The sequence below is a fragment of the Blautia sp. Marseille-P2398 genome, from assembly GCF_964240315.1.
GTDB classification, from domain to species: Bacteria; Bacillota; Clostridia; order Lachnospirales; family Lachnospiraceae; genus Blautia_A; species Blautia_A wexlerae.
This window is the reverse complement of the sequence record NZ_CAXSTD010000014.1, coordinates 13,355-35,533: the sequence shown is the minus strand read 5'-3', so window position 1 is coordinate 35,533 and position 22,179 is coordinate 13,355. Positions and strand designations below refer to the sequence as shown.

The 22,179-nt window shown below is 38.4% G+C and carries 22 protein-coding genes; 3 read left to right on the top strand and 19 right to left on the bottom strand.

Going from position 1 to position 22,179, the window contains the following annotated elements:
- Positions 1 to 3 precede the first annotated feature (3 nt).
- The 19 genes from ACESZG_RS14940 to ACESZG_RS14850 all read right to left on the bottom strand — a co-directional run bounded on the left by ACESZG_RS14940 (position 4) and on the right by ACESZG_RS14850 (position 19,059).
- Entirely contained in the window at positions 4 to 288 is a 285-nt protein-coding gene (locus ACESZG_RS14940; protein ID WP_118411238.1) for an alpha/beta hydrolase, read from the bottom strand.
- 210 nt (positions 289 to 498) lie between these two features.
- Positions 499 to 2,202, bottom strand: coding sequence for an AAA family ATPase (locus tag ACESZG_RS14935; protein ID WP_118411237.1), 1,704 nt, complete (start codon positions 2,200 to 2,202; stop codon positions 499 to 501).
- Positions 2,203 to 2,403: 201 nt separating this feature from the next.
- Positions 2,404 to 3,255 carry an urease accessory protein UreD gene (locus ACESZG_RS14930; RefSeq protein WP_118411236.1) on the bottom strand — a complete coding sequence of 284 codons (852 nt, stop codon included), beginning with the start codon at positions 3,253 to 3,255 and terminating at the stop codon, positions 2,404 to 2,406.
- Positions 3,256 to 3,264: 9 nt separating this feature from the next.
- Positions 3,265 to 3,873 (bottom strand): urease accessory protein UreG, encoded by a 609-nt coding sequence (ureG, locus tag ACESZG_RS14925; RefSeq protein WP_021925795.1) that lies wholly within the window; start codon positions 3,871 to 3,873, stop codon positions 3,265 to 3,267.
- 150 nt (positions 3,874 to 4,023) lie between these two features.
- Complete coding sequence (locus ACESZG_RS14920; RefSeq protein WP_119243585.1) at positions 4,024 to 4,716, bottom strand: urease accessory protein UreF; 693 nt, start codon at positions 4,714 to 4,716, stop codon at positions 4,024 to 4,026.
- A gap of 48 nt (positions 4,717 to 4,764) precedes the next feature.
- Positions 4,765 to 5,241 carry an urease accessory protein UreE gene (locus ACESZG_RS14915; protein WP_019163037.1) on the bottom strand — a complete coding sequence of 159 codons (477 nt, stop codon included), beginning with the start codon at positions 5,239 to 5,241 and terminating at the stop codon, positions 4,765 to 4,767.
- Positions 5,242 to 5,290: 49 nt separating this feature from the next.
- Positions 5,291 to 5,797, bottom strand: a complete 507-nt coding sequence (locus ACESZG_RS14910; protein ID WP_008705095.1) for an AmiS/UreI family transporter — start codon at positions 5,795 to 5,797, stop codon at positions 5,291 to 5,293.
- 257 nt (positions 5,798 to 6,054) lie between these two features.
- Positions 6,055 to 7,776, bottom strand: a complete 1,722-nt coding sequence (gene ureC, locus ACESZG_RS14905; protein WP_008705097.1) for an urease subunit alpha — start codon at positions 7,774 to 7,776, stop codon at positions 6,055 to 6,057.
- Between the two features lie 12 nt (positions 7,777 to 7,788).
- On the bottom strand, positions 7,789 to 8,148 hold the full coding sequence (gene ureB, locus ACESZG_RS14900; protein ID WP_019163039.1) for an urease subunit beta: 360 nt from the start codon (positions 8,146 to 8,148) through the stop codon (positions 7,789 to 7,791).
- A gap of 14 nt (positions 8,149 to 8,162) precedes the next feature.
- Positions 8,163 to 8,465 carry an urease subunit gamma gene (gene ureA / locus ACESZG_RS14895; protein ID WP_008705098.1) on the bottom strand — a complete coding sequence of 101 codons (303 nt, stop codon included), beginning with the start codon at positions 8,463 to 8,465 and terminating at the stop codon, positions 8,163 to 8,165.
- A 384-nt stretch (positions 8,466 to 8,849) separates the two neighbouring features.
- On the bottom strand, positions 8,850 to 9,572 hold the full coding sequence (locus tag ACESZG_RS14890; RefSeq protein WP_055058812.1) for an amino acid ABC transporter ATP-binding protein: 723 nt from the start codon (positions 9,570 to 9,572) through the stop codon (positions 8,850 to 8,852).
- Entirely contained in the window at positions 9,565 to 11,046 is a 1,482-nt protein-coding gene (locus ACESZG_RS14885; protein WP_373218651.1) for an ABC transporter permease subunit, read from the bottom strand. Before ACESZG_RS14885 ends, ACESZG_RS14890 begins: the two co-directional genes overlap by 8 nt.
- A gap of 24 nt (positions 11,047 to 11,070) precedes the next feature.
- Entirely contained in the window at positions 11,071 to 11,907 is an 837-nt protein-coding gene (locus ACESZG_RS14880; protein WP_055058823.1) for a sugar phosphate isomerase/epimerase, read from the bottom strand.
- A 66-nt stretch (positions 11,908 to 11,973) separates the two neighbouring features.
- On the bottom strand, positions 11,974 to 13,062 hold the full coding sequence (locus ACESZG_RS14875) for an SIS domain-containing protein (RefSeq protein WP_055058813.1): 1,089 nt from the start codon (positions 13,060 to 13,062) through the stop codon (positions 11,974 to 11,976).
- A gap of 41 nt (positions 13,063 to 13,103) precedes the next feature.
- Positions 13,104 to 13,964 carry a PfkB family carbohydrate kinase gene (locus ACESZG_RS14870; protein ID WP_025577722.1) on the bottom strand — a complete coding sequence of 287 codons (861 nt, stop codon included), beginning with the start codon at positions 13,962 to 13,964 and terminating at the stop codon, positions 13,104 to 13,106.
- A 59-nt stretch (positions 13,965 to 14,023) separates the two neighbouring features.
- On the bottom strand, positions 14,024 to 14,995 hold the full coding sequence (locus ACESZG_RS14865; protein WP_055058814.1) for an SIS domain-containing protein: 972 nt from the start codon (positions 14,993 to 14,995) through the stop codon (positions 14,024 to 14,026).
- Between the two features lie 43 nt (positions 14,996 to 15,038).
- Positions 15,039 to 16,460, bottom strand: a complete 1,422-nt coding sequence (locus tag ACESZG_RS14860) for a YfcC family protein (protein WP_055058815.1) — start codon at positions 16,458 to 16,460, stop codon at positions 15,039 to 15,041.
- Positions 16,461 to 16,495: 35 nt separating this feature from the next.
- Positions 16,496 to 18,067 carry an amidohydrolase family protein gene (locus ACESZG_RS14855; RefSeq protein ID WP_055058816.1) on the bottom strand — a complete coding sequence of 524 codons (1,572 nt, stop codon included), beginning with the start codon at positions 18,065 to 18,067 and terminating at the stop codon, positions 16,496 to 16,498.
- Positions 18,068 to 18,336: 269 nt separating this feature from the next.
- Positions 18,337 to 19,059, bottom strand: coding sequence for a GntR family transcriptional regulator (locus tag ACESZG_RS14850; protein WP_055058817.1), 723 nt, complete (start codon positions 19,057 to 19,059; stop codon positions 18,337 to 18,339).
- Between the two features lie 407 nt (positions 19,060 to 19,466).
- Between ACESZG_RS14850 and ACESZG_RS14845 the strand changes: the two genes are divergently transcribed.
- From ACESZG_RS14845 to ACESZG_RS14835, 3 genes are all read left to right on the top strand, one after another.
- Positions 19,467 to 19,715 carry a hypothetical protein gene (locus ACESZG_RS14845; protein WP_049947354.1) on the top strand — a complete coding sequence of 83 codons (249 nt, stop codon included), beginning with the start codon at positions 19,467 to 19,469 and terminating at the stop codon, positions 19,713 to 19,715.
- A gap of 139 nt (positions 19,716 to 19,854) precedes the next feature.
- Positions 19,855 to 19,977: a hypothetical protein gene (locus ACESZG_RS14840; RefSeq protein WP_259838393.1), complete on the top strand. Its 123-nt coding sequence runs from the start codon at positions 19,855 to 19,857 to the stop codon at positions 19,975 to 19,977.
- A 572-nt stretch (positions 19,978 to 20,549) separates the two neighbouring features.
- Positions 20,550 to 21,734, top strand: coding sequence for a cyclopropane-fatty-acyl-phospholipid synthase family protein (locus tag ACESZG_RS14835; protein WP_008705100.1), 1,185 nt, complete (start codon positions 20,550 to 20,552; stop codon positions 21,732 to 21,734).
- The last annotated feature ends 445 nt before the right edge of the window (positions 21,735 to 22,179 follow it).

The window sequence follows — 22,179 nt, the reverse complement described above, 5'->3', positions numbered from 1 at the left end:
TCATCATAAATCATGTGGAAATGCCGTTAAGTCTGTAGGAGGATACCATGCACATGCAGCCTGTGCTCTGCTTGATTTTTCCAGATGTTCTCCTACATCTAAACCTGAAGCATTATCCAGTGCTGCCATACATGTAAGATAACCTCCTGCCGATTCTCCCATAACGCCAATCTTTTCCTCATCAATATTGAACCTTTCTGCATAAGCTCTCAGATAACGTATAGCCGCCTTTACATCCTGAATCTGCGTTGGATATTTTCCTTCATTAGATGTACGATATTCATCCAATCACTGCTACTTTTTACCCATTGTTTCATTTCCTCCTTGTGTTTGCTTTCTGTTTGTTTATGGGTATATTTTAGCAACAAAAAAAGAGAAACTCTCTCTAAAAACGGAAACGGCACATTTTAATGACCTTATTATAAACAAATTTCTTTTCTTTTTCTATCCAGGTCAAAAAAATTAATACTTTTTTTGACCTGGACAGAAGACAAACTCTTACTCTGCCAATAACACCTTACATCTTTTCTTATAACAGGCAATTCCATATTTTACAACATTCTCCATACCATCCCCAAGTAGTGCTGCCTCATAATGCTTTTCCTCAATCTGTTGGATTGCCTTATTGCAGGCAGAATCAAATGCTGCATCTTCTGCATATTTGATTTCCACTACAATACCAGTCCGGCTCTCTGGAACTTCAATGAGAATGTCACTGTATCCTTCTCCGGACTCTGCGTTAGATTTCACCAGCCAGTTTTCCTTATATCTGAGAAGTCCCAGAATCATTCCATGGTAAAAATTCTCCTTTTTCTCTCTGCCAGATGTGTCCCGAATACTGATAGTATTCCAGAGATATTCATTCAGAAGCTTTTCAATTTTCACAGCGTCTTTCTGTGGAAAAGCCTGACAGAAAGCTTCCAGTGTCCCTGTATCCTTCCTTGATGACTTACGGAACCATTCCCGAATCTGCGTTATAAATAATTCTCTGATTTCTCTGTTAGGAATTGCCAGACGATATTTCCTACCGTCTACTCTGCCTCTCTGAGTCAGATAACCGGTAGTAAATAATACGCTCCACAGATTTTCTATCGACTGATCCAGCTCACTATAGGTCAGTTCCTGATGAATCTCTTTTATAACCTCGTCACCTGCAATCAGGCTCTCAACCTCATTTTTCGTAACACTGTCTGCTTTGTCAATCAAACGACGTACAATGGCATTTCCGCTGGTATTAGACCAATAATTCTGAGGATATGCATCTTCATCTGCCCGCAGATCGTCACAGAAATTAATCACATCCCAAGGACAATATACATCCGTTTTTCCAAAACGATAACCGTCATACCATTCTTTCATTGTTTCATAATGTTCTTCCAGATCATAATATGCCAGCATTTCTTTAACTTCTTTGTCTGTAAAACCGAAATATTCGTCAAACTGTGCATTTGTAATTGTAAGTGTTTTCAGATTATTAAGTCCTGTAAAAATACTTTCTTTTGAAATCCTCAGACATCCCGTCAGCACTGCAAAGTACAGACTCGGATTCGTTTTTAAAGCATTTCCAAACATTACACGAAGAAGCGATACCATCTGATCATAGTACCCATACTGAAACGCTTTATCCAGAGGAACATCATATTCATCTATAAGAAGAATTACGTTTTTTCCATAATGCCTGCAAAGTAAGTCTGACAAAGTTTTCAGACTGGTACCCAATACATCATTTGTCATGGCAAAAAGACTGCCTGTACCTTTTCCTATTTCTGTAAGCTGCTGATAAATGTCTTTATCTTTATCAGATAGTCTGTCACTTTCCAGAAGAAATCCGAAGCGCAAAGCTTCCTGTCCTATAATATATTTCATTGCTGCCAAAGCTTCCTGAAATGTCTGTCCCTCTACGCCTTTAAGGCTAATAGAAATCACCGGAAACTGCCCCATATATTCCTGGCACAGTTCTTTTTCCTCTGAGATCTTCAGACCATCAAACAGTGTCTTATCACAACCAATTTCAAAAAATGTCTGCAGCATAGACATATTGAGACTTTTTCCAAATCGTCTCGGTCGGGTAAACAGATTTACTTCTGCCCAATTTTTCAAAAGCTCGACCAACAGACCTGTTTTATCTATATAGTAAAAGTCATGCTGAACCAGTTTGTTAAAAGAATCGACTCCTACCGGCAGTTTCTTTTTATTGCTCATCTGTTTACACTCCTCTCTGAAAATGGTACTGTTCACTCCATGCCCAGCAACCTAAAAATACATTTCTTCCATTCATTCTTTTCCTTATCTTAACATCCCCAAAAGACAATAGCAAGGATTCTATTTTAGTAGCTTCAACTACAAAAAAGAGATCGTTACTGTTCACTCCGTTCACGGTAACGTAGCCACTGGGACGGAAAGTCATTCATTCATAACCGATTTATGATTTATCTGGCAGGAAGTATAGATTTCCTTAATTTTCTCAGCTATCTGCTGTAATTTCTGGGCACGATGTCCGAAGATTCTCAATGCCAGATCACCCGTAGTCAGGCGGGTAACACCGCCGTCTACTTCTGAATCTTCATCCAGAATCTGCCAGATCTTTTCCTTCAGTTCTGATGTTCTATCCAGACCATCCGCGTCACCTCTGTCACATAGTTTAGACAGAAACAGGTTTGCCATATGTGTGAAACCCTCGTACAACCCGATTCCTTCCATCGGCATTTTGCCCGGTTCATATCTGGTGTTGTCTCTGTAGATCAGTTTTTCTCCCCGGTACAGCAATACCTTTGAGGAAAATCTGCGATACTGAAATCGTTCCTCATGTGCATTTCGACCACAGGAAATGATCTCCAGCAAAAACAATTTCGAAGTTTCATCTTCCAGATGAATCGTCATTTTGCTGTCAAAAGCAGACTGTGCAAAAGGGATTACAGGCTGAGGATAATAGTATAATGCAGCATTTTTATCTACCTGCACTTCTATGGTACGGCTGGCAGAGCCTTCATCCATCTTGTGAATCTTCTCGAAAGACTGGGACAGAATCTCCAGGTCTGCACCTTCTTTTACATGGTAGGAAAATTCCTGTGAATCTCCTGCCATGATTCCGGCAGATGCGCAGAGAGGCATGATCTGGATTCCTCCATTTTCCTTTTCAAAAGGTGTCATGATCTTGTATGGTGCTGTAAAAGACAGGTCTTCCAGAATGGTTTTTCCATCTTTCAGTGCGGCGCAGGCACTGATACGGGAAACTTTTCCAAATTTGTTATCCATAGGCTTTCTTTACATTCCTTCTAAGAGTACATTCTTCTTAATCCATTCCACTACTTTATCCACGTTCTCATCTCCGCGGATATTTGTGAACTGGAATGGTCTGTCACCGCGCATTTTTCTGGAGTCTCTTTCCATTACTTCGAGACTTGCACCTACATATGGAGCCAGGTCGATCTTGTTGATGACAAGGAGATCAGAGCGTGTGATTCCAGGACCGCCTTTACGTGGAATCTTATCTCCTTCTGCTACATCAATGACGAAGATGGTTGCATCTACCAGTTCCGGACTGAATGTTGCAGACAGATTATCTCCACCACTTTCGATGAAAAGAAGTTCAATATCAGGGAAACGCTCCATCATCTCATCTACTGCTTCCAGATTCATGGAAGCGTCTTCGCGGATCGCTGTATGAGGACAGCCGCCTGTTTCCACACCAATGATACGCTCTACCGGAAGAACACTGTTCTTTGCCAGAAACTGTGCGTCTTCCTTTGTATAAATATCGTTTGTGATGACGCCGATGCTGTAATCTTTTGCCATCTTTCTTGACAATGCTTCAATAAGTGCTGTTTTTCCGGAACCTACAGGTCCGGCAACTCCGATTTTTACATATGACATACCGATTTCCTCTTTTCTACTTTACTTGTTGATAGCTTCTTATAATCTGTTCGCTAATTTTCCACATATAAATTTTTAAGATTTCATATTATGCACATGATTCTATTTCTATTCACATTTTAGCCTGGAAAAACTAATGTCAGATTCAAACTACGACATATATAACCTGGAATAGAGTTTCTCATGCTGGATTCCTCTGATATCAAATCCCGGCGCAGAGAGACACATATCTTCTTCACTTCTTGTCATCACATCTTTTAATATCTCGTCAAATTCTCCATAACAGCCACTTAGCAGCTGCTGCCCGGATGTCTGACTCAATGGAATTGTTTTTACACAGTTTGTCACAATAGCTGAGGTCTGTGCATAGAGATAATGCGTTAAGGCTTTCTCCAGCGGAATCTGCATTTCTGCGCAGAAAACTCCGTAAATACAGCAATGATTTACTGCTTTTCCTTTTCGTGCATCCAGATATTCTCTGAAAATCCCGTTTTCACTGATGGATAATCCAAGTTTCTCAATGGTTTTTGCGAAACGGGAACCCATTTTTCTGGCTGCCTCTCTCTGCTCCATAGGAATTCTTGATGCTTCCAGAAGTTCTTCCAGATATAGAAGTTCTTTCAGGTCTTTTTTCTCAGCCGCTTCATAGGCTAGTCTGGCTGCCAGAAGCTCTGTGTATGCAAGATTCCATTTGATTTTGTGCGTAATATATTCTCTGGCTGTGTCTACATCGTGGACAATTCCCCGCTGGATATAAGTCTCCAGTCCCTGTGAATGAGAATAGCCTCCGATTGGAAATAACGCATCATTTACCTGCAGTAAATAAAATTGTTTTTCTGACATGAAGAACCTCCATAATAATTCATTTGCATATTGATTATCCAGATAAATTTAGTGATGATGATTATGAATACTTGCAGAAATTCTCCTGTCAAAGTCCAGCTTCAGCACTTCTTTCTCCGCCTGAACTCCATGGATTTTCTGAAGCATAACAAGCATTGGCTCGTTATAGATCGTGATAAACGTATCATTCTCTCCCCAGAAAAGCGGTGCATGTCTGTTTCCGATTTCGTAGCAGACTTTTGCAGACATTTTCTCATGTCCCGGAGTCAGAGAAACACGGATAACTTCGCATGGCGGTGTATTTACCACTACAAGCTTCTCATCATCTGCGTAGATCACATCATCCTGATACAGACCTCTGGCGAGAATGGAATCGTCCATTCGGATTCCCACTTCTGTTCCTTTGTCTGTTATTTTTTTATGTATTTTCTTAAATGCTTCGTGCCATTCAATATCTACATATTCTATGGTTTTTCCTGTAGTATCAAAATCATGAAGCTTTCCTAAAACCTGTTCACACAGCATTATTTTCGACCTCCTGAATCCGATAAAAATTTCTTATCAGATTTATTTTTTACCAAATCTGAAGTAACATCATAACTCCAGGAACCCATGCAGTTACGATTCCTTCAAATACCTGAAGATATGGAACGAATTTTCCCAGTTTTTTTCCGCAGATATCTTCTACGAAAGCAGTTCCCCAGAGAATTGCCCACAGATACCAGATTGCTGCCCAACGCAGATCCGGTGTGATTCCCAGTGCAGTGCTTCCTGTAAATCCCTCGATTGTACCGAAGATCACCGCATTGATGGCTACAAAAGTAGAAAACCATGCAAATGGGATCGGGCTTGCTTTCAGGAATTTACTCAGGGCTACGAAAAGATAGGTAAAGCAGAACAGTAATCCTGTTCCTGCTGCATAATAATTGCCCTGCACCAGATTGACAAAGTTAATAAATAAAGAAAGACCACCTGTAAAGATATTCATAATGGCGGTTGATTTTCCGTCTACATTGTATAAAGAACACATACCGTTGTTGATCAGTACGATTCCTACGAATAAAAGACAAACTCCTAACATAATATTCTCTCCTCTCCTGCTTCTTCAATATATTTTTCTGTTTATATTTCGTAAGTGGAAATACTTTTATTCAACACGCATAACAAGATGAATAAATCCAGCTTATTTTCATATAAAAATCAGAATTTTATACTGACAGGACTGTCATTATATCGTTTGGTAAGTTCTTATAAAAGTTCTCACAAAACTCCATAAATAACAGTCCTGCGAATATCATTTTTATGATCAGATAACCAGATTGTAACTATTCAGAGTTTTTAGAACAGACTGTAAAGCTGTGTCAGCGGAAGCTTCTCTGCCGGTTTGGAAGTGATCTCTTCGCCGTCAACAGTAACCTTATATGTCTCCGGATCTACAGTCAGTTCCGGTGTTCTGTCGTTAAATACCATATCTTTTTTGCTGATATTTCTGCATCCCTTTACAGGTACTACAGTTTTCTCAAGACCGTATTTCTCTTTTACATTCTCATCCATGGCAGCCTGGGATACAAAGGTCAGGCAGGCTTCGTTCTTAGCTTTTCCATGAGCTGCAAACATTGGCTGATAGAGAACCGGCTGTGTAGTCGGAATGGATGCATTTGCATCGCCCATCTTAGATGCAATGATCATACCGCCTTTGATGATAATATCCGGTTTTGCGCCAAAGAATACAGGATTCCAGAGAACGAGGTCTGCGAATTTACCTTCTTCCACAGAGCCCACATACTGGGAAATACCGTGTGTGATCGCCGGGTTGATGGTATATTTGGAGATATAACGTTTTACACGGAAGTTGTCATTGTCATGTCCTGCATCTTCCGGAAGTGCACCTCTCTCATCTTTCATCTTACTTGCTGTCTGCCAGGTACGTGTGATAACCTCACCTACACGTCCCATAGCCTGAGAGTCAGAGCTCATCATACTGAAGATACCCATATCATGAAGAACATCCTCTGCTGCGATTGTCTCAGGACGGATTCGGGAATCTGCAAATGCAACATCTTCCGGAATTCTCTTGTCAAGGTGATGGCAGACCATCAGCATATCCAGATGCTCATCCAGAGTGTTTACTGTATATGGCATTGTTGGGTTTGTGGAGGATGGCAGTACGTTCGGAGCTGCTGCTGCGCGGATGATATCCGGTGCATGTCCACCGCCTGCACCCTCTGTATGATAAGTGTGGATGGTTCTGCCACCGATGGCTGCAAGTGTATCTTCCACACATCCACCTTCATTTAATGTGTCTGTATGGATGGCAACCTGTACGTCATATTCATCTGCCACATTCAGACAGTGATTGATAACTGCAGGTGTTGCGCCCCAGTCCTCATGGATCTTCAGTCCCATAGCTCCAGCCTTAACCTGCTCAATGAGAGGAGCTTCGTCTGAGCAGTTACCTTTTCCAAGGAAACCTAAGTTCATCGGGTATTCCTCGGCTGCCTTTAACATCATTTTTAAGTTCCATGGTCCAGGTGTACAGGTAGTTGCGTTTGTACCGTCTGCAGGGCCTGTACCACCTCCGATCATAGTAGTTACACCACTGTATAATGCACAGTCGATCTGCTGCGGACTGATGAAATGGATATGGGTATCAATTCCACCTGCAGTTACGATCATTCCCTCTCCTGCAAGTGCTTCTGTAGATGCACCCACTGTCATTCCGGGTGTCACACCATCCATGATGTCCGGATTTCCGGCTTTACCGATTCCTGCGATTTTGCCGTCTTTGATACCGATATCTGCTTTTACGATTCCTGTAGAGTCTACGATCAATGCATTGGTAATTACCAGATCCAGATCTCCGTCTTTGCTGCAGGTTTTTACAGACTGTCCCATACCGTCACGGATTGTCTTGCCACCGCCGAACTTTACTTCGTCTCCATAGGTTGTATAATCTTTTTCTACCTCGATCACAAGGCTTGTATCTGCCAGACGTACCTTATCTCCTGTAGTCGGGCCATACATTGCCGCATATTTGCTTCCGGAAATTTTTGTACTCATTATTGTCCCTCCTTACAGAAATCCTTTTAATTTCGCAGTTTCCATGGATGCTGCTTTTGTATCATCAGTTGCCTGGGCGCGGGTAAGGTCATTCAGTCCGAATACTCTCTGTCTGCCGCCCATTTCTGTAAGCTGAACCTCTTTTTCTTCACCCGGCTCAAATCTTACAGATGTTCCTGAAGGAATGTCCAGATGATATCCATAGGCTTTTTCCCTGTCAAAAGAAAGGCATTTATTTACTTCAAAGAAATGAAAATGAGAACCGACCTGAACCGGTCTGTCGCCTTTGTTTGCCACTGTTACTGTCACTGTTTTCTTGCCTTCATTAAGTGTGATCTCACGATCTGCGGCCATAATTTCACCGATCTTCATGCTCATTCTCCTCCTTACTGAATTGGATTATGTACTGTCACAAGCTTGGTTCCATCCGGGAATGTTGCCTCTACCTGGACTTCACCGATCATATCAGCAACACCGTCCATTACGTCATCCTTTGTAAGAATCTTGGTTCCAAGCTGCATCAGCTCTACTACTGTTTTACCATCTCTTGCAAGCTCCAGGAGTTCAGAACTGATATACGCAAGTGCCTCCACGTAATTCAGTTTCAGACCTCTTTCCTTTCTCTCTTTTGCAAGATTTCCTGCCATATGAAGCATTAATTTTTCCTGTTCTTTGGGATTCAGCCTCATGATATTCCTCCTCTCGAATTGTGCGGATTATAATATGCAAAAATCTGTTACTGTTCACTCCGTTCTCAGTAACGTAGCCAAAATTCATTCCAGATTGCCTGCGGCAATGGAATTTTGGCTTGTATGTCTCGGGATTTTGGCGTATTCATGCCAAAACACCTCGCGGGATAGTGGTGTGTGAACAGTAATAAAAATCCTCGCAGTACACAAAAAAGAGCAGGCAATGGGATTCTTTCTCAGACCCCATTGTCTGCTCTTTGTACGAAAATTTTTATATAGGGGATTATAACTTGTGTTTCTTTGATGGTCAAGATGTTTTTTGTGAATTTTTTGTTTTTTACATTACACCAACCATAACACTATCTTCTTTTTGTAACTCGAATTTTATAAAACTTTCGCAAGAAATTCTTTCGTTCTCTTATGTTGTGGCTTTTCAAATACTTCTTCTGGAGAACCGTCTTCTAATATAGCTCCCTGATCAAAAAACAATACCCTGTCACTCACTTCTCTGGCAAATCCCATTTCATGGGTAACTATAAGCATTGTAATTCCCTCTCCTGCCAATTTCTTCATTACATCAAGTACTTCTCCTACCATTTCAGGATCTAATGCTGAAGTTGGTTCATCAAATAAAAGAATTTCAGGATTCATAGCCAGTGCTCTTATAATCGCAACCCTTTGTTTTTGACCTCCGGAAAGCTTTGATGGATAAGACAGTGCTTTCTTCTCCAACCCAATTCTTTTTAACAGTCCTATTGCTTTTTCATCCGCTTCTTCTTTTTTCCATTTTCCTAATCTTACAGGTGCAAGAGTTATATTTTTCAGCACTGTCATGTTTGGAAATAAATTGAAATGCTGAAATACCATTCCTACATTTTCTCGATATTTATCAATATCTTTCCTTTTTTCCAGAATGCGCTCCCCTTCTATAATAATTTCTCCTTCATCTGGTACCTCCAGAAGATTCAGGCATCTCAAAAAAGTAGATTTTCCAGATCCTGAAGGGCCAATAATACAGACACATTCACCTTTTCGTATTTCTATATTAATACCCTTGAGAACCTGCACATTTCCAAAAGATTTTTTCAGATTATGTACACTAATCACTTTGTCTCATTCTCCTTTCCATCTTTTCGAGAAATATAGAGAGTATTTTCACAATCAGATAATACATAATTCCAGCAGTTATCAATGGTATAAACATCTGATAGGTTCTTGATGAAACATAACTAGAAGCTTTGGTAAGATCCATAATACCTACATATCCCAAAATGGAAGTTTCCTTAATCAACTGTATAAATTCATTTCCCATTGCAGGCAGAATATTTTTTAAAGCCTGTGGAATAATAATAAATCTCATTGTATCTTTATATCCAAGTCCCAGAGATCTTCCGGCTTCCTGCTGTCCTTTATCAACTGCCATAATTCCGGCACGTATCACCTCAGACACGTAGGCACCACTGTTAATCCCGAAGCTCACAACTGCTGCCACATATCCCAACCGGCTATGAAAGACAGCAAAATACACGATCATCAATTGTAATACCGAAGGGGTTCCACGAATCACATCTACATATATATGGATAATCCTCGACAATACAGTTTCTTTTTTCTTACGATCGGCATTCAATTTTATCATTGCTGCCATTAATCCAATCACAGTTCCCAAAAGTACTGACATGATTGAAACCAGGAGCGTAACCTGTAGTCCATTCAGGTAATATTTCCAACGGTTATCCTGCAGAAAAATAAATTTGAAAGTTCCAATTATTCCTGTGTTATCTGCTATCTGAACTTGCGTTGTATCATTTTCTCCTGAGAAAAATTTTTCATAAATCTGGTCATATTCTCCATTATCTTTTAACTTTTTCAGTCCCTTATTTACTGTATTTAAAAGTTCTGTATTTCCTTTTTCAATACAATACACTGTATCCTCTTCCGTTCCATCCACTTTCTGATAAACAATATCATCATTCTGTCTGCAGTAAATCTCTGCCATAATAGTATCAATTAAGACAGCATTTACACCTCCGTTTTTCAGTTCCATTACTGCACTTGCAGCGTTTTTAAAGCGGACAACTGTTGCATTTTCAACAACACCATAGTCTGTATTCTCTCCGGATACAATGAAATCACTCTGGGATCCTTCCAAAACTGCTACTCTTTTCCCGGATAATCCAGCAAAATAATACAAAGGTGTTTTCTGACTGCTTACAATACTCTGGGATCCCGTATAATAAACATCCGAAAAATCTACACTTTTTTCCCTTTCTTTTGTTGGTCCTATCGCTGCCGCAATAATTTGAATATTTCCGGTTTCCATAGAACCAACCAAAGAATCAAAGGGCATATCTTTCCATTCCAATTCCAGATTTTCTTCTTGGGCAATTGCTTCCAGAAGTTCATAATCAAAACCCGTGAGATTTCCATCACTGTCCAGATATTCAAACGGTGCATATTCTGCATTCGTTCCGACAGTTATCTTTTCCTTAGCATAGACACTCTGCGTTCTACATGCACATAAGAAAAACAGAGTAAGCATGATGCATGAAAAAATTTTTATTCTCATTTTATCACTCATAGCTGGTCTCCTATAATGTGAGTTTTAGCGTATAAATGTTTCATATGCTTTCATATTCTGTTTATCTGCCCTAGCCGGATCTTTAAAATAGTCAAATTCTGTAATTTCCTGTCCCAGATATCCCTTATATCCATGACGATTGATTGCCTTCAGAAACTCCTCAAGATTATGCGTTCCATCCCCCCAAATCAGATGACCATAAGGATTTCCATCAATAAAATGCATGTGGATAATATCATCTCCAAGTATATCAAACCATTGATCAATTGTTTCACCGGCAACTCCCATTGCTGTGGTATCAATCATCGCTTTCAGATTTGGATGATTTACTTCATCCAGCATTCTTTTTACATCATATACCGTAGTAGCAAGGTTGGATTCCTGCGGACGAAGAGATTCCATTGCCAGTCGGATATTTTTTGTTTTGGCATATTCTGCCAGAACAGACAGCATTTCCCTTGAACGTTTCCAGGCTTCCTCCCTGTCTTCATTCCAATATCCCCATCCTGAATTGATTGCCATTGTTTCTACACCCAATTCTTCACCGGCATCCAGAGCTTTCTTAAAATATGCCATACTTTTTTCAAACTGCTCTTTTTCCTGTGCAGCGAACTGATATTGGTATGTACAATTTTCCGGTGTAATCACCTTCACAGTCAAATCTCTTTCATCAAGAAGTTTTCTGACATGTTTACAGTCAGAATATTCTATATAGCTTAAAAAGAAATGCGGTGTTCCAGGCCATAACTCAATTGTTTTAAATCCGGCTTCTTTTTGTGCATCAAGAAAATATTCCAATGAATAAAATAAATAATGAATATTCATACCTGCCAATTGTTCTCTGTTGATTAATTTCTCCATTTTATCCTCCATGCTTTCTTCTGTTACCTGTTCACAGCTCAATAATACCCATATAATTTCACTTTCCTATTTTTCCAGTTTACTACCCATATATCTATGAAAATCAGGATCTGACGGAATATTCAAATCTATCTTTCTTGCCCGTGATGTCATAACAAACAACATTTGTACAGGCAGAATATATTCCAGAATTGAAAACTCAGGATCGTCTGTAAATTTACAGTTCAGTATATATTTTATATTTTCATCTACCTGTTTGGAATTAATCCCAAATAAACAGTAACCCTGCTTTGTATAATAATCGAACAATTTTTCCATTCGATTTCTTTCATAACCATTAGGTGGAAAAATATATAAAAAGTTAGTTTTTGAAGTGACAGCATTATACATACCATGCATAAATTCTTCTGCCTCATATCCCCTCACCGGAAATCTGCAGGTCTCAGAAAATTTTAATATTCCCTCCAGTAGCAAACTCCTCATTTTATTACCGGAAATAAGTATCATATCTTCATTATCTTTTAGTTTCTCTGATATTTCTGAGCACCAGAGTTTGCTTATCTGCAGAATATTTTTCATATTCTTTATTACAACATCTATTCGCTTTTTATAGTTTTCAGCTTCTTTTTCTGTAATCCTTCCAATGCTTTCGGCAGTATCAATAATCCATATCATCAAAGTCAATACTGTTGCCGTAAAACCTTTGGTTGTTGCACCAGCATCTTCATAACCACATTCAATATATATGTTAGCATCTGCATGTCTGGTAATTTCCGTATCATATTCACCGGTCATTGAAATTGTGACAATGCCGCGCTCTCTAACATCATCCAGTGCCTTTATGACTGCTGCACTGGTTCCCTGTTGTGAAATTCCTGTTACCACTGCGCTTTTTGAAATAAGTTCATAATCCTCTATAAGCATTACTGGGTATACAGGTGTAACCCGTATACCCAGTAATTTCTTTGCAAAATCGGCTACAGCTACTGCTGCATTATAAGAAGATCCTGAACCTGTCAGGTAAATTTCTGATATTTTCTTATCTTTCAGCACTCTGTTGCTGTCCTCAAGAATTTCCTTCTTATTTTCCAATATGTATTGCAGGATATCAGGAGTCTCATATATGTAATCCATTGCATTTCCATGGTACAGCATATATTTTCTCCTCTTTGTCATTCACTCTATATATTATATTTCTAATCCTCGTATGGTTTTCCGTATCCAAAAGCACCATTGAGTGTACATACATGTGCTGCAAATTTAGAAGCTTCTTTTAAAGAAGTACGGATTGCTTCCTGTCTGTCAGTTCCTCTTTTCAGCTGATCAATATAACAATCCATAAAAGAGGTCAGAAAAGAATCTCCGGCACCCATTGTATCTACCACATTGTCAATAAGTGTTGCCGGCTGTGTATAAAACTGTTCACCATCATACATAATGCAGCCTTTAGAACCTCTGGTAAGAGATACCAACTCCGGTCCCAGGGAATGAATAAATTTCAGATGTTCTTTTGCTGCTTCATCATCTCCGTCAAAAGAACAAAATGCATATGTAATGTATGGTGCATATTTTTCATAATATTCTTTGGAAGAGTCATCAGAAAAATCGAAGGAAATTTTTATACCAGCCTCTTTCATAACTTTCAGCTGTGATTCTGTATAGCAATAATTTCCCGTATGCACAAAATCAAATTCTTTCATATATTCAAGGTCAAAACGGTCAAGAATATACGGAGTCTTTCCTCTTACTCCACCTTCATTATAATCCCCAAATATACGGTCTCCATCACGAAGTGTACATTTAGACCATCCGTTTTCTCCTACCAACTGTTTGCACTTTACAGTTTCAATTCCAAGTTCATTTAATACTGAAATTACAAATTCTGCAATGTCATCACTTCCAAAATATCCCATATATGCAGCTCTCTCTACACCAAACATTTTGGAATATGCACACAGATTTACACAGTTCCCGCCTGGATACATCATATGAGAATGTTCATACAGATCAACTACATTATCACCAAATCCCAGTACTTTTGTATTATACTTTACCATTTTTCTTCTCCTTTTTCATCTGGCAGATTCATATCTGCCAGACTTGTTACGAAAGAATATTAATATTCTACAACACCCATGTATCTTCTCATATCAAGAGGATGTCTTCTCTTGTCCTGTAAACCTGTACGATATGCTACTGACATTGCATAGAATACCATTGGGCAGAAGTATTCATTTACGCTTTCGTCAATTGCATCAATTCCAAGTTCCTTAGCATCAATTACTTCATATTTCTTTCCGTATTTTTTCAGGAAAGTAAGTGCTCGTTCATCCATAACTCTGGCTGCACCTGTTCCCATAAGAAGAATGTAGAGATGGTCTTCATCTGTGCATTCGAATGGCCCATGGAAATATTCACCGGAATGCAGATAGCAGCAATCCATCCACTGCATTTCCTGAAGAGAACAGATAGAGAAACCATATGCCTGTGAATAAGAAGCACCAGAGCCCATAATATAAAGGAACGGCTCTTCAAAATATTTCTCAGCAAATACCCATGTACGGTTCTGTACTTTCTTTACTGCTGCACGGACAATACCGTCAGCTTTTTCAAGTCCATCCAGTACAGCTTCATATTTTGTATAAGATGGCTCCTGTAACTTCATCAGTTCATTAAGAACACGCATTACAATTCCCTGCGGTCTTTCTTTTTCATTTGTATCATCTTCCCAGCTATATACGACTGGATTCATATCTTCCTGTGCACAGATAGAATTTGGATTATGTGTCATAGTAATCACTGCTGCACCACGTTCTTTGGCAAGTTTCGCTGCATTTACAGTTTCATTTGTATTACCACCATGAGAGCAAAGAATTACAAGTGCACCCTTTTTCAGAAATTTGGATGGGGATACAATCAACTCTTTTGCTGTAAGCCAATGAGAGTGCATAGTTTCTGATTCTGCATTGATAAAATAGAATCCCGGATAAAGATCCACTAAAGAACCTCCACATGCTGTAAAAAATACATCTTTAATCTGTCCCTGCTCTTCATAGATTTTTTTGATTAATTCTTCTGGTCTGTTCATTTTAATAATCTCCTTTTATTTATATTTTTTATTTTATAGTTTTCTATAATCCTGCTGAAATTGTACAGAATACAATTGCTATAACAGCCATGATCAAAAACATTTTCCAGATAGTTTTCCACCACTGTCCAAATGAAATCTTGCAGATTGCAAGCCCCGCTACTGTTGTTCCTGCTACTGGACTCATAAGGTTTGTCAACTGATTTCCATACTGTAAAGCTGTAACTGCCGCTTCCGGATTTACACCATGAAGGTCACATAAAGGTGCCATGATTGGCATAGATAATGCTGCCAGTCCTGAGGAGGACGGTACTAACAATGTCAGTAAAGACTGAACCACATACATCACTGCCGAGAAAACAACATTATTGGATTTTTCTACCAGTCCACTTAATGCATTTAAAATAGTATCAATAATCATTCCATCCTGCGCAATTACCATGATTCCACTGCAAAAACCAATTACCATAGCTGCAAATGCAATATCCTTTACGCCATTGATAAACTCTTCTGCTATTTCTGTTTCATTCATACCACCAAAGATTCCCATCAGGATTCCCATTCCCAGAAAACACATGGATAATTCATTCATATACCAGCCATTTTTTACAAGTCCTACTACCACTATAACCATTCCGATTACAAAAGTGAGGAGCACCAGCTTCTGACGAATTGTCATTTCCTGATTAAAATCAATATCCGTATTCATTTCTTTTTTCTTGAGCAAATCATCCTGATACGTAATAGACTTTTCAGGATTTTTCTTAATCTTAAATGCTCTCCAGGTTACAAAAGCAATAACCAAAGCCATCATAATCACAAACTGGAGCATTCTAAATACCAGCTGTGGATTTCCCTGAATCCCGGCAATGCCCTGTGCAATCAATACACAAAATGGATTTACTGTAGATGCAGCATAACCAACTGTTGCAGATAAGCAGACTGTCATAAAAGTAGTCATGGAATCATATCCCATTGCAAACATAATTGGCATGATCAATAAATAAAATGGAATCAACTCATCTGACATTCCAAAGGTACTTCCACCCAATCCAAAAAGAACCATTAGAATCGGTATGATCAGAATTTCTTTTGCTCCAAGTTTTTTCACAATCTTCTGAATTCCCATATTCAGTGCATTAGTCTTGGCCATAATCTGAAATACACCGCCGATAATAAAGACAAATGCAAGAACCTCTACCATCTGTTGAATTCCTTTTCCAGGTGCCATAAGTACCTGAGCAATTCCCTGTCTTAAATTTGTTCCATCTTCAAGAACTTTATCTACCGAATGATAAGTTCCTGCTACTGCTACACTTCTTTCTCCTGCAGAAGTTTCCATTACCTTTCGTTCAAACTCACCACTTGGAAGAATCCATGTAAGTATTGCCACTACAATTATCAGGAAAAAAATCAATGTGAGCACATGTGGCATATGAAGTTTGAATTTTTTCTTTTCTTCCATTTTACCTTCCCCTTTTCTTATTGTTTTCTGTCAGATCAGTTTTTTTCTGTCTGACTATTTTCTGTAAAAACGGTTCTTCCGTCCATGATTGTCATTACAACCCTTGCATCCCTGGCATCTACCGGATTAATTTCAAGTAAATTTCTGTCAAACACAGTAATATCTGCCAGTTTCCCTTCTTCTAACGTTCCAAGCACTTCTTCCATACCCAGATTTTTCTGTCCACCGATTGTCCATGCTTTCAGAAGTTCCGGTACAGTAAGAGTATTTTCTGATTGAAATGCTTCAGCACGTCCATCCATGTATCCTCCACAGGAATAATAGATAGATTCCGGTATACTGGTAAGCAGTAACGGTAAATCTGTGGCACCACTTAAATTCATTCCACTGTCTTGCATTTTACGGCGGTTCCAGTAATATTTTCCACGCTCTGTACCTATCGTCTGTTTAATATTATTAATCAGCACATCTGCCGGATCCAGTGACATAATCTGAAAATATAATTCTGCTGTTACCCCAATCCGACCAAGGATTTCCAAATCCTTTGGATCTGTAAACTCCATATCTGTAATTGCATGTCTGTTTTTCAGCTTTCCCTGAACCTTCTTGCATTTCTGATAAATTTCTGTAATTTTTCCTACTGCACCATCTCCCTGTGCATGTAAAGACCATCTGAAATCTTCTGCATCTGCTGCCAGAACGTCTTTTTCAATTTCTTCATATGGAACCGGATCTTTACAGCAGAAATCCTGATTTTCATATGGCTCTTTTAAATCACCCTTATAAGAAGCAATCGTACCATCAGTCATCCGGTTAAAACCACTGAAACGAATCTTATTTCCTGTAAACTGCTCTCTCATTCTGCGGGCATAAACAAGATTCATTCCTTCACCTACAGGCTGTGACATAAAGAAGGTTCTCAGATTAAGATCTTCAGAATCTTCCAGTTCTTTAAGATAATCTGTAAATCCATAGAAGTCATCAAATCCCATTTCCTTTACAGTAGTTACCCCTCTGGAATTCATCATTTTCATATAATCTGAAAATTCCTTTTTAATAAATTCCCGGTCATTCAGATATTCTCTCATGATGCGGTAATAGCTTTCCGGATAACATGTTTCTGCCGAAAACTGATAAATATTTCTGGCTTTCTGATTCATAATACAACAGGAACGATCTGCCGAAAAAATGATCACCGCTTTATTTGGAAATTTCTCTTCCAGCATTTCTTCTCCGTTCTGCCTGTCCCACATCTCCGGATTCCATCCATGCCCCAGTAATGCTCCCTCCGGATGTCTCTTCTGCTCATATTTTCTCAGAATACAGCATCCCTCTTCATTATCTGTCACTTTCGAAAAATCTGCTCCTACATGATAAATTGCATATCCGGTAAAAAATGTATGAGTATCTGTAATTCCCGGCATAACCAGTTCATCCCTGAAATTAAGAACTTCCTGTGCCTGATTCAAAATATCTTTTTCAGGTTTTCCTGCTTTTTTTTCGACAATATGATTTCCACTTAAACACAGATATCCTTCGTAATCTTTCTCATTTATACCGTCAAAAAGATGTTTTGCAATAATCACTTTTGAAAATCTTTTTTTCATTTATCACGTCCTCCTTTCTTGGTTTGTATTATATCATCATATAACGTCATAATACAATATGATCTTTTGGGCAAATCATAACTTTGTGAATTCTTGATATTTTATTCTTTATTTTTTTGTCTATAACACACAAAAAAAGGATTTCCGTTTCTCATTTTCAGAGTATATTTCTGTGCTGAAAACAAGATTTGAAATCCTTCTTTTTATTCAATATAACCTTTCGTGTTTAAACGGTTCTTCACCATCTATTAATATTACATTTTCGTTGTCTATATGGAAATTTTGTAACGTGAACCAGCAATAATTTCATAACTGATATATAAAGGTTCTTCTTTTTCATTATTAATATAGCTTGCCAGAATCATAACAGGTTCTCCTTCATTCATTCTAAGGTATCCTGCCACTGGTTGAGAAACTGTACTGACTTCTACTGTACTTCTCGCTTTTTCAGATTCTTTCATATGATATTCTTTATTGAGAAGACGTGTAAGAGATCCATTTTCCAGCTTTTCCACCTGAAAATCTGGAAGAAAATCGGTTGGAATATAAATATGTTCATAAATAATCGGCAAGTTATCGGCTGACAAAATTCGTTCTATGTGATATATCTTAGTATGTTCAGGTTTAAAAAAATCCTGCTGCCATTCCTGCATTTCCATAATATGACAGGAAATGATATGTGAAGACGGCTTTCTTCCATTTGAACGACACGCTTCAGAAAAACTCATGTTGTTATCATTTTCTATTTTACGATATATTTTGGGTATTTCCACAAAAGTTCCTTTTCCCTGTCTTTTTACAAGAAATCCCTGAGAGCATAACTCTTCAATTGTTCTGCGCACTGTAATCCTGCTGACCTGATAGGCAGCGGATAATTCTCCTTCTGTGGGAATCTGATCTCCCTCCTTATATGTTCCCTTTCGAATCTGATCTTTTATCTCTTTCATTAACTGAGCATATAATGGTAACTGTGATTTTTTATCCAAACTCATTGATGACTCCTTCCATATGCAAACATTATATAATGTTATATTATATCATATTTCTTAGAAAATCGCAAAAAACTGTCAGAAAAAAATCAGAATCCGACATTGTCAGTGAACACGGGAGTTTGACAGTTGAATATAAGAAAAAATGCTTGCAGTCCTTATGGTACCTGCTTTTTTATGTCAAATTTTTTGCTTTATTTTATAGTATTATATAGCATTATTTTCAGAAGTGTGTAGAGGGATTTTCCATGAAAGTAACTACATCAAAATCAAAAAATTCGGAATCCTTTTATATTGCCAAAAGCTATATTAACAATAAGGGAAATGCAAATAAACAAACTTCTTTAAAACCACAGTATGCAAGATATCAGAAATCCGTTTGAGATGCCCAGATAGAACGTGCTGAAAAAATGCTCAGCACCGGTACGATAAAGAAGGAACGTAGGAATCCGAATGATCCTGCTCGATTCATAGGGAAAGTCGCAGCAACTGAAGATGGAGAAACTGCAAAGATCCACAATTATCTGGACACAGAAAAGATCGAACAGGAAGCCTTATATGATGGGATGTATGCAGTAACTACAGACCTCTTAGACGATGACGTAAAAGATATCTTAAAAGTCAGCGAAGGTCGTTGGAATATTATGCCGATATTTTAGAAATGCCGATTTTTGACTTTCTGAAATATTGGATTTATAAGACTTTGTAAATATATCGGCATTTCTCACTATAGAGACGTAATCAGTCATTATTATAGTATTTCATTTGATGAGTATGAGACAATCTATGAGATAAGCGATGTTGATGATGAAGACACGGTATAAACTTAGCGATAGTGACAGTTCCATCTTTAAGGATGATGTGATGTTCAAGTATGCCAATGACGAAGATACTATCAAGCGGCTTTGTGGATTGAAATAAATGCCGATAGTTCATTACTTGTGCCTGACATTGGGTCAGGCATGGAATCTTATAGAAAATTTATCGGCATTTCTAAAATATCGACATATGGGAAATCGAGAAATGTTTCCGTATAATGAAAACTGATTTTGAAACAAAACCATTTTTTCTTCAAGACGATATACGCATAAAAGCCCATTTCCTTATCTGTTTCCTTGCATTAGTGATATATCGTTACCTTGAAAGAGACCTGGAAAATGCCATCAGCTACGAAACGATCTTGGATAAACTAAGAACGATGAAAAGGCCGGGAATAAAATACTATATTCCAAAACAACACAAAAAATCGCCGAACCTCAGTAAAATCAAGAGGTACAGCAATTTTTTTGTTTAGTAACTGTCAAAGACAGGATTATAACTTGTGTTTCTTTGATGGTCAAGATGTTTTTTGTGAACTTTTTGTTTCTTCTTCTATTTCCATTATTCTGCTACAAGTCTGACCAATTTCCCAGATATCTTTGTTTAATTCTCCCCTTGACGATAAGCGCCCCCAAAGGTGTATCATAGTTTTGTGTTAAAGGAGGTAAACTATTATGTTTGAGACATTAGGAGAAAAGGCTGAGGAAAAAGCAATGGTGCAATTCCTTGAACGCTTTACGGACTATCCATTTCTGGTAAAGTTCAAGAATTCCGAATATCCAATCGGAGAGGGAGAACCCACATTTACAGTAAATTTTAAGGAAACAATTCCTCTGGCCGAGCTGCTAAAAAGCACCTCCCTGGCATTAGGCGAGGCTTATATGCGGGGAGATCTGGATATTGAAGGAAATCTTTACGAGGCACTGGATCATTTTCTGGGACAGATGAGCAAATTTTCTACCAATGAATCTGCTCTGAAAAAGATCATGTTCAGTTCTACATCCAAAAAGAATCAGGAAAAGGAAGTCACCAGCCACTATGATATCGGAAATGATTTTTATAAATTATGGTTGGACGAAACCATGAGTTATTCCTGTGGCTACTTCATTCATGACGATGACTCTTTATATCAGGCACAGGTCAATAAAGTAGATTATATTCTGAAAAAATTGCATCTGGAAGAAGGTATGAGTCTTCTTGATATCGGCTGCGGATGGGGTTTTCTGCTGATTGAGGCTGCTAAAAAATACAAAGTACATGGTACAGGAATCACTTTAAGCCACGAACAATATACAGAATTCCAGAAGCGCATCAAAGATCAGGGTCTGGAAGATTATCTTACAGTGGAACTGATGGATTACCGTGATCTGCCGAAACATAACTATCAGTTTGACCGGGTAGTCAGTGTGGGAATGCTGGAACATGTTGGTCGTGACAATTATCAGCTCTTCCTTGACTGTGTAGAGAAAGTTCTGAAACCAGGCGGATTATTCCTGCTTCATTTTATCAGTGCACTGAAAGAACATCCGGGTGATCCATGGATCAAGAAATATATCTTTCCAGGCGGAACTGTTCCCAGTCTGAGAGAAATCCTGAATCATATGGCAGAGGACAATTTCCACACTCTGGACATTGAAAATCTGCGTCTGCATTACAATAAAACTCTGCTCCACTGGGAAAAGAATTTCCGTGAGAATATAGAAAAGGAAAAGACCATGTTTGATGAATCCTTCCTGCGTATGTGGGAACTTTACCTGTCAGCATGTGCTGCAACCTTCCATAACGGAATTATTGATCTGCACCAGATTCTGATGACTAAAGGAATCAATAATGATCTGCCAATGACACGCTGGTATTAAAATAACTGCCTGGATTTTTGTTTTTAAAATCCAGGCAGTATATATATGATATTCCAGTACAGACCAGTAATCCATAGCAAGGGTTCTGAGCTGAATTTCTACCAGTTCCTTCTGTCTGCTCCTCTTCCTTTTTCCTCGGAACCGGCTTCTCACTCTGCTTATCCTGTTTTTTATTCTTTGATTTCTTTTTATTCATGATAGCCTGCACTTTCTGAAAATATTTGTATTTTTTATAATATATCATCTGCAGAGTATTTACATCAAAATCTATGTAATATGCAGGTAAAAGTTACTGGTAAATAAAGCCCGGTATTTACTCACTATTTTAAGTTTTAAGTATCAAGATTTATTCTATTTACAGGATTTTTGCCAGAAATTCTTTCGTTCTCTTATTTTCGAATCCGACGTTTTCAGTGAACAGTAATGAATCATCACAAAATTCATA

Excerpts from the sequence above, each read along its gene's own strand:
- ACESZG_RS14935 (WP_118411237.1), bottom strand. The coding sequence starts at position 2,202 with ATGAGCAATAAAAAGAAACTGCCGGTAGGAGTCGATTCTTTTAACAAA.
- ACESZG_RS14930 (WP_118411236.1), bottom strand. The coding sequence starts at position 3,255 with ATGGATAACAAATTTGGAAAAGTTTCCCGTATCAGTGCCTGCGCCGCA.
- ureG (WP_021925795.1), bottom strand. The coding sequence starts at position 3,873 with ATGTCATATGTAAAAATCGGAGTTGCCGGACCTGTAGGTTCCGGAAAA.
- ACESZG_RS14920 (WP_119243585.1), bottom strand. The coding sequence starts at position 4,716 with ATGTCAGAAAAACAATTTTATTTACTGCAGGTAAATGATGCGTTATTT.
- ACESZG_RS14915 (WP_019163037.1), bottom strand. The coding sequence starts at position 5,241 with ATGCTGTGTGAACAGGTTTTAGGAAAGCTTCATGATTTTGATACTACA.
- ACESZG_RS14910 (WP_008705095.1), bottom strand. The coding sequence starts at position 5,797 with ATGTTAGGAGTTTGTCTTTTATTCGTAGGAATCGTACTGATCAACAAC.
- ureC (WP_008705097.1), bottom strand. The coding sequence starts at position 7,776 with ATGAGTACAAAAATTTCCGGAAGCAAATATGCGGCAATGTATGGCCCG.
- ureB (WP_019163039.1), bottom strand. The coding sequence starts at position 8,148 with ATGAAGATCGGTGAAATTATGGCCGCAGATCGTGAGATCACACTTAAT.
- ureA (WP_008705098.1), bottom strand. The coding sequence starts at position 8,465 with ATGAGGCTGAATCCCAAAGAACAGGAAAAATTAATGCTTCATATGGCA.
- ACESZG_RS14885 (WP_373218651.1), bottom strand. The coding sequence starts at position 11,046 with ATGAGTGATAAAATGAGAATAAAAATTTTTTCATGCATCATGCTTACT.
- ACESZG_RS14880 (WP_055058823.1), bottom strand. The coding sequence starts at position 11,907 with ATGGAGAAATTAATCAACAGAGAACAATTGGCAGGTATGAATATTCAT.
- ACESZG_RS14875 (WP_055058813.1), bottom strand. The coding sequence starts at position 13,062 with ATGCTGTACCATGGAAATGCAATGGATTACATATATGAGACTCCTGAT.
- ACESZG_RS14870 (WP_025577722.1), bottom strand. The coding sequence starts at position 13,964 with ATGGTAAAGTATAATACAAAAGTACTGGGATTTGGTGATAATGTAGTT.
- ACESZG_RS14865 (WP_055058814.1), bottom strand. The coding sequence starts at position 14,995 with ATGAACAGACCAGAAGAATTAATCAAAAAAATCTATGAAGAGCAGGGA.
- ACESZG_RS14860 (WP_055058815.1), bottom strand. The coding sequence starts at position 16,460 with ATGGAAGAAAAGAAAAAATTCAAACTTCATATGCCACATGTGCTCACA.
- ACESZG_RS14855 (WP_055058816.1), bottom strand. The coding sequence starts at position 18,067 with ATGAAAAAAAGATTTTCAAAAGTGATTATTGCAAAACATCTTTTTGAC.
- ACESZG_RS14850 (WP_055058817.1), bottom strand. The coding sequence starts at position 19,059 with ATGAGTTTGGATAAAAAATCACAGTTACCATTATATGCTCAGTTAATG.
- ACESZG_RS14845 (WP_049947354.1), top strand. The coding sequence starts at position 19,467 with ATGCTCAGCACCGGTACGATAAAGAAGGAACGTAGGAATCCGAATGAT.
- ACESZG_RS14840 (WP_259838393.1), top strand. The coding sequence starts at position 19,855 with ATGTTGATGATGAAGACACGGTATAAACTTAGCGATAGTGACAGTTCC.
- ACESZG_RS14835 (WP_008705100.1), top strand. The coding sequence starts at position 20,550 with ATGTTTGAGACATTAGGAGAAAAGGCTGAGGAAAAAGCAATGGTGCAA.